6 protein-coding genes are annotated in these 6747 nt (G+C 71.8%); 4 read left to right on the forward strand and 2 right to left on the reverse strand.

All coding sequences use genetic code 11. The features are described from left to right. The coding region (locus KDL01_RS37815) for an MHYT domain-containing protein (protein WP_212533531.1) at nt 1-815 on the reverse strand (815 nt) is incomplete at its 3' end. A 438-nt stretch (nt 816-1253) separates the two neighbouring features. Here KDL01_RS37815 and KDL01_RS37820 point away from each other — a divergent pair. Beyond that, complete coding sequence (locus KDL01_RS37820; RefSeq protein ID WP_212533532.1) at nt 1254-1955, forward strand: nucleotidyltransferase domain-containing protein; 702 nt, start codon at nt 1254-1256, stop codon at nt 1953-1955. Between the two features lie 122 nt (nt 1956-2077). Here KDL01_RS37820 and KDL01_RS37825 read toward each other — a convergent pair whose 3' ends face one another. Continuing rightward, complete coding sequence (locus KDL01_RS37825) at nt 2078-3187, reverse strand: hypothetical protein (RefSeq protein WP_212533533.1); 1110 nt, start codon at nt 3185-3187, stop codon at nt 2078-2080. Nucleotides 3188-3475: 288 nt separating this feature from the next. Between KDL01_RS37825 and KDL01_RS37830 the strand changes: the two genes are divergently transcribed. From KDL01_RS37830 to KDL01_RS45710, 3 genes are all read left to right on the forward strand, one after another. Continuing rightward, a complete protein-coding gene (locus tag KDL01_RS37830; RefSeq protein WP_212533534.1) occupies nt 3476-4783 on the forward strand; it encodes an extracellular solute-binding protein in 1308 nt (435 codons plus the stop codon). A gap of 108 nt (nt 4784-4891) precedes the next feature. Continuing rightward, on the forward strand, nt 4892-5827 hold the full coding sequence (locus KDL01_RS37835; RefSeq protein ID WP_212533535.1) for a carbohydrate ABC transporter permease: 936 nt from the start codon (nt 4892-4894) through the stop codon (nt 5825-5827). Beyond that, nucleotides 5824-6735 (forward strand): sugar ABC transporter permease, encoded by a 912-nt coding sequence (locus tag KDL01_RS45710; RefSeq protein WP_212533536.1) that lies wholly within the window; start codon nt 5824-5826, stop codon nt 6733-6735. Before KDL01_RS37835 ends, KDL01_RS45710 begins: the two co-directional genes overlap by 4 nt. The last annotated feature ends 12 nt before the right edge of the window (nt 6736-6747 follow it).

The raw sequence follows: 6747 nt of genomic DNA on the forward strand, positions 1-6747 counted from the left end.
CATCGGCGGCCCGACCCGTCGACCGCGGCCCGCATGGGGGCCTGTACCGGAGCCTGCGCGGAGGGGGCGGGGGTCATCATGGGGACCGGGCGCCGGCCGGTGTCGGAGAGCCCGACGTAGGCGGCGGTCAGGAACAGGTACGAGCCGAGCCCGACGGTGAGCGGGAAGATGAAGTCCATCGCGGTGGCCCCCGACGGTGGTGGCGCCCCCGGCGTCACGTGCACCCGTACCGCGGCCATCCCGGTGTAGTGCATGGCGCTCACCGCCACGCCCATCACCAGGCTCGCGGCCAGCGAGGCGAGCGGGGAGCGGATGGTGAGCGAGGCCCAGAGCGCGGCGGTCGCGGCCACCGTCGCGATCGCGACCGAGGCGCCCACCTCCCAGGGCGCGTAGTCGACCTTCCCGTTCAGGTGCACCGCGCTCATGCCCAGGTAGTGCATGGCGGCGACGCCGAACCCGGTGGCCAGGCCGCCCGCGAGCAGCGAAAGCGGCCGCCCCTCGCCGCGGGCCACGATCAGCACGCCGACGCCCACCACCACGATGGCCACCAACAGGCTGGCCAGGGTGAGCAGGACGTCGTAGCGGATCTGGGTGCCGGCGACGGTGAAGCCCAGCATCGCCACGAAGTGCATGGTCCAGATGCCGGTGCCGATCGCCACGGCCGCGCTCAGCAGCCAGTTGCGGCGCGAGCGCGCGGTCACGGCGTGCACGGCCCGCAAGGTGGCCCGCAGTCCCAGCGCTCCGCCGACGCAGGCCATCAGGTAGGACAATACCGGGGTCAGCCAGCCGAACCCGGTCTCGCTGATCATCCCCATCGAGCCCATGGCAACCCTTCGTGGTCATTTCGTTATCCGTGGTGGCAGACCCCGACCATGCCACGGGGCGACGGGGGTTCGAGGCGTTTTTCCAGAACTTGCCCGGATCTTGGGCCCGCCGGCGCCGCCCGGGGGCGGGGTGAATTCCTACCCTGAGCCACGGCGGAATGACGTACCGTGAGGCAGCGGCGGCGCGCGGCGTCCGTACGCGGCGCCCGGGAGTGCGCCGGGGCGCCAGGCGTGGCCGACGTCGGTTTCCGACGAATCGTCGGATCCCTGAGCCGGACGCACAAGGGGGTTTCCGGCGTGCCGCGGGTACGCGGGCGTGCCCGGGGTTCCGGGCGTGGCCGGCGCGTCCGGAGTGACGTCGGATCAGTGCGACGTCGTGCCGGGAAACCCGATTGCCGGCGTACGCGCCGAGCCCGGAGAATCCCGCGCATGGATCAAGATCCGGTGATAGACGCCCGCGCGCTGGTCGAGGAGCTCTTTCCGCAGGCGCGGTGGGCCGTGCTGGCCGGCAGTGTGATCACCGCTCACCGGACCGCGGGCTCGGATCTCGAAATCGTCGTGCTGCTGCCGACCGGGGATCCGCAGGCCCCGCACCGGGACTCGCGCCACTTCCGCGGCTGGCCGGTGGAGTCGTTCGTCCACGACGAGCAGACGCTGGCCCACTACCTGGCCAAAGAACTCCGGCTGCGCAAGCCCTCCCTGCATCGCATGGTGGCCCGCAGCGTCGTCCTGGTCGGCGACCCCTCGCGGTGGCGGGCCGAGTGCGACGGAGCCTTGGCCGACGGGCCCGCTCCGTTGACCGCGGCAGAACACGACTATGCCCGTTACGGCCTGACCGACCTGCTCGACGACCTGGCCCATGCGGTGGATCCCGGCGAGAAGACGGTGATCGCCGCGACCGCGTGGACCGCGGCCGCGCAGCAGGCCCTCGCGTTCGACGGCCGTTGGGCCGGCAACGGCAAGTGGTTGTTACGCGAACTGCGTGAGCTGGATCGGGGGCTCGCCGACCGGTGGCTGGCGGCTTTCGGCGACCCGGAGGCTATCGACGCCGTCGCCCGCGAGGTGCTCGATCGCGCGGGTGGTCCGCTGTTCGACGGCTTCCGCGCCGCGGGCGAACGACCGTCCGGCTGAACGGGGAGATCCGATGCAGGTCCGGTCGGAGCCGACGCACCGTCAGGCGCTCGGTGCCGATGCCGCGTGGATGCCGCGTGGGTGCTCTGCGGGTGCCCGGTGGGCATTCCGTCAGCGCACCCTCAGCGCAGCCCCTGCGCCATCGGCAGCGTGCGGGCGAGCGCCAGGTGGTGGCGTCGGTCGCAGAACTCGATGACCGCGCCGCCGCTCTCCGCCGCCGCGTGCGCCCCCACCCGGGCCAGCTCCAGCTCGTGCGGGTCGTGCGCGGAGACGGTGACGAACCCGGCCGCCGCGACCTCGCCCTCGCGCCCGGTCGGCCCGAGCACCACCGAGGCCGCCCCGCTCACCCCGGACGGCAGGAACCCGGCCGGCGCGGCCAGGTCGATCGCGCCGCCGAGAGTGCGCGGCCACTGCTTCACCCAGGCCGTGGCGTGCCACCAGGTGGCCGAGCGCGGCCCGGCCGCGCCGGTCAGCGCGCATCCGCGCGGGGCGCGCGCGTCGATCTCGGCCGGCTGCCAGGCGGTGTCGGCGTGCCGGGGCCCGGGCAGCGGACCGCGGCCGGGCAGCAGCAGCGAGCCGAGCAGCCCGGTCACCGCGGCCCGGTCCAGCGGCACCAGCGGGCCGAGCCGCCCGCCGGTCGCGTCGTCCCGGCTCAGCTGCGTGTACACGTTCTGCGCCGCGCGGGTGGCCACCTGGGACAGGCCCCGCTCGCCCTGGCACAGCTTGGCCGCGCGTCCGATCAGCGCCGGGTGGTAGTTCAGCGCGAGCACCGCGTACGCGCGCGTACGCCCCACCGGTCCAGGGACCTGGTAGAGCAGCTGGATCCGGCGCACCGTGCCCGCCGCCGGGGAGACCCGCAGGCACTCGCCGAGCCGGGCCGCGAGGTCGCGTGTGTCGGTGCCGTGCAGCACGCTGGTGGCGATCTCGGCCACCGCGAGCAGTTCCACCCCGCGCGGCCCGGCGTGCAGCACAAGACCGGGCTCGAGCGCCCCCGCCGACGCGGGCAGCCAGTGCATCCCGCCGAGGCCGAACGGCTCCGGCTCACGCGCCGTCAGACCGGGCAGCCGCCGCAGCTCACGCCGCGTCCGCCGCACCCGGAACCGGCCGATCGGCCCCGCCGCGAGGTCCGGCGGCGGTGGGGGGGCGAGCGGCCCGGAACCCCGGGCAGGGGCGGGAACGGCGGCAGGCGGGCGGGCCGCCTGTCCCCGGGTCTGCTGCTGGTGCGTGGCCACGTTCGCAGTGTCGCACAGGTCTGGCACCGGCAGACCGTCCGGCGCCAAACCCGGGCGAATGTCACGTCGTGAACGCCGGCCCGCCACCCGGCTCGAGCGCCCGCGTACGCCGCGTTCGCAGGCATCGAACGCAAGTCGCAAGCCTTCTTGCGGAAAGTTTCCGCAAGACTATGGACGGCTTGCGTTGGGGACTGCTAACTTCCTGCCTCGTGGCCCGCTCTGGGCCGGACGGGGCGTCAGATGCGTTCCGTGACCAGATGTGCTTTCCGTGGACAAGGAGCTCGTGTGATGCGACGGAGCATCCCGGTGGTTCTGGTATCGATACTCGCGGCCTCGACGTTGGCCGGGTGTAGCAGCAGCGGTACCTCAGGGTCCGCCTCCACCGGTGCGACCGCCCCGGCCTCGGCCAAGGGCACGGTCGTGTTCTGGGACACCTCCGACCCGGTGGCCGAGGCACCTGCCTACAAGGCCCTGATAGCCCAGTTCGAGCAGAAGTACCCCGGCATCAAGGTCACCTACGTCAGCAAGCCCTTCGCCAGCGCGGAGAACACCTTCAAGACCGCCGCCGCCGGCGGCAGCGGCGCCCCGGACGTCTTCCGCTCCGACATCGGCTGGGTCCCCGCCCTCGCCCAGGCCGGCTACCTGCAGAAGCTGGACGGCACCCCGGCCCTGTCGGACGCCTCCGACTACCTGGCCGGCCCCGCGGCCACCACCAAGTACCAGGGCGCCACCTACGCCGTCCCGCAGGTCACCGACGCGCTCGGCCTGCTCTACAACAAGTCCGAGTTCTCCGCCGCCGGGATCGCCGCCGCGCCGACCACCTGGGCCGAGCTCAAGACCGACGCGCTGGCCATCAAGGCCAAGACCGGCAAGCCCGCGATCTTCCTGGACGACGCGAGCTACTACTTCCTGCCCTTCCTCTACGGCGAGGGCGGCGACATGGTCGACACCTCGACCAAGAAGGTCACCGTCAACAGCGCCGCCGCGGTCAAGGCGATCGGGATCGTGCAGGACCTGATCTCCTCCGGCGCCGCCGTCACCGACACCTCCTCGAACGCGTACACGAACATGCAGAACGCGTTCAAGACCGGCACCGCCGCCATGGTCATCAACGGCCCCTGGTCCACCGCCGACGACCTGTCCGGCAGCGCGTTCACGGACAAGACCAACCTCGGCATCGCCCCGGTCCCGGCCGGCTCGGTCAAGGCCGGCACCCCCACCGGCGGCCAGGACCTGGTCGTCTACGCCGGCTCGGCCAACCTCACCGCGGACGAGATCTTCGTCCAGTACATCAACTCGGCCACCAGCCAGGCCTACGTCGCCGCGCACAACAACACGCTGCCGACGCACCAGGCCGCCTGGTCCGACCCGCAGGTGACCGGCAACGCCGTGCTCACCGCGTTCGAGCCGGTGATCAAGGAGGACGCCGCGCGCCCGGCGATCGCCCAGGGCTCCGACCTGTTCACCCCCTTCGACACCGGGATGCAGCAGATCCTGTCCGGCAAGGTATCCGCGCAGGCCGGGCTTGACTCGATCGCGCAGAACATGCTCAAGGTGCTGAACAACGGCGTGGACTCCGGCTGGACGGTGGGCTGAGGCCGGTGACGGCTCCCGCCGGGACGGATCGCGCGCCCGCCGCCTGCGGCGCGCCCCGTCCCGGCGGGTCCTTCCACCTCCGCCGCCGGCCGAGACGAAACGGACACGATGATCAGCAGACTGCGACACAGTTTCGACCGCCACTGGTACGCCTGGGCGATGGCGCTGCCCGTCACCCTGGTACTCCTGGTGCTGGTCGGCTACCCCCTGGCGATGGGGGTCTACTACTCGTTCACGAACATCAATGACCTCAACATGGGGCGCACGATCGGGGCCAACCACATCCCGTCGAGCTACCACGGGGTCGGCCTGCACAACTACTGGTACGTGCTGTCCGGCGGCGACGGCCAGTTCTACTCGACCCTCGAGTGGACCCTGGTGTGGACCCTCGGCTGCGTCGTGCCGACCGTGGGCCTCGGACTCGGCCTGGCCCAGCTGCTCAACCGCAGGATGCGCGGCCGCGGGGTCTACCGCGTGCTGCTGATCCTGCCCTGGGCGGTGCCCTCGTTCGTCGCCGCGTTCTCCTGGCGGCTGATCCTCAACAGCCCCGACGGCCTGCTCGACTGGGTCCTGGTGCACCTCGGCCTGCCCGCGGTGAACTGGCTGGGCGACGCGACCAGCGCGAAGATCTCGGTGATCATGGTCAACGTCTGGATCGGCGTGCCGTTCATGATGGTCGCCTTCCTCGGCGGGCTCCAGGCCATCCCCGGCGAGCTGCTCGAGGCCGCCGAGGTCGACGGCGCCCGTCCCTGGCAGCGCTTCGCCCACGTCACGCTCCCGGGCCTGCGCCCGGTGGCCGCGACGGTGACGCTGCTCGGCATCATCTGGACCTTCAACCAGTTCGCCATCATCTACCTGGTGACCGGCGGCGGCCCGGGCGGATCCACCGACATCCTGATCACCCAGGCGTACAACAACGCCTTCAGCCAGACCCGCGACTACGCCGGGGCCTCGACCTACGGTGTGATCATCCTCTCCATGCTGCTGCTGTTCGCCACGTTCTACCGCCGCGCGATCGGCCGCGGCCAGGAGGCCGCCGCGTGACCAGGACCGACCAGCCCACCACCGCCGCGCGCCGTCCGGCCGCGGCCCGGCAGCGCTCCGGCGGCCGCGCCCGCGCCGGCTACCGCCGCGGCCACCGCTCCCCGCTCGCCTCGGTCGCGCTGCACCTGACCTTGATCGTGGCCAGCCTCGCCGCCGTCGCCCCGGTGGCCTGGGTGGTGCTGACCTCGTTCAAGCCCAACTCGGCCGCCCTGTCCACCGAGCACCTCGGCGCGCTCACCGTGCAGAACTACCGCGACGTGCTCGACCAGGGCTTCGGCCACTGGATGCTCAACTCGGTGGTCATCGCCGCCGGGACGATGATCTTCGGCGTGTTCATCGCCGCCACGGCCGGCTACGCCGTCTCCCGGATGCGCTTCCCGGGCTCGCGGCCGCTGATGTGGCTGTTCCTGATCGTGCAGATGTTCCCGGTCGCGGTCCTGATCGTGCCGCTGTTCGTGCTGCTCAAGAACCTGCACCTGCTCAACAACCCGCTCGGCCTGATCCTGGTCTACGCCACCACCGCGGTCCCGTTCTGCGCCTGGATGCTCAAGGGCTACTTCGACGGCATCCCCATCGCGATCGACGAGGCCGGCCGGATCGACGGGCTCAGCCCCTTCGGCACCTTCTGGCGGCTGATCGTCCCGCTGGCCCGACCCGGCCTCGCCGTCACCGCGTTTTACACCTTTCTCACATCCTGGGGCGAAGTCGCGTATGCATCGCAATTCCTCCAAAGTCCGGACAAGTACACTCTTCCGGTGGGGATGCAGACCTTCGTGAACGAGTACGTGGACGAGTGGGGCCCCCTCGCGGCCGGCGCGGTACTGATCATCGTCCCCGCCGCCGTCGTGTTCTTCCTGGTCCAACGGCATCTGGTGAGCGGCCTGACCGCCGGCGCGGCCAAGAGCTGACCCGCCCCCAGC

It is taken from the genome of Actinospica durhamensis (assembly GCF_018139695.1).
In the GTDB taxonomy this organism is placed as follows: domain Bacteria; phylum Actinomycetota; class Actinomycetes; order Streptomycetales; family Catenulisporaceae; genus Actinospica; species Actinospica durhamensis.

Bases quoted from the DNA above. Each gene is read 5' to 3' on its own strand.
- KDL01_RS37835 (WP_212533535.1), top strand. From the start codon at position 4,892: ATGATCAGCAGACTGCGACACAGTTTCGACCGCCACTGGTACGCCTGG.
- KDL01_RS37830 (WP_212533534.1), top strand. From the start codon at position 3,476: ATGCGACGGAGCATCCCGGTGGTTCTGGTATCGATACTCGCGGCCTCG.
- KDL01_RS37820 (WP_212533532.1), top strand. From the start codon at position 1,254: ATGGATCAAGATCCGGTGATAGACGCCCGCGCGCTGGTCGAGGAGCTC.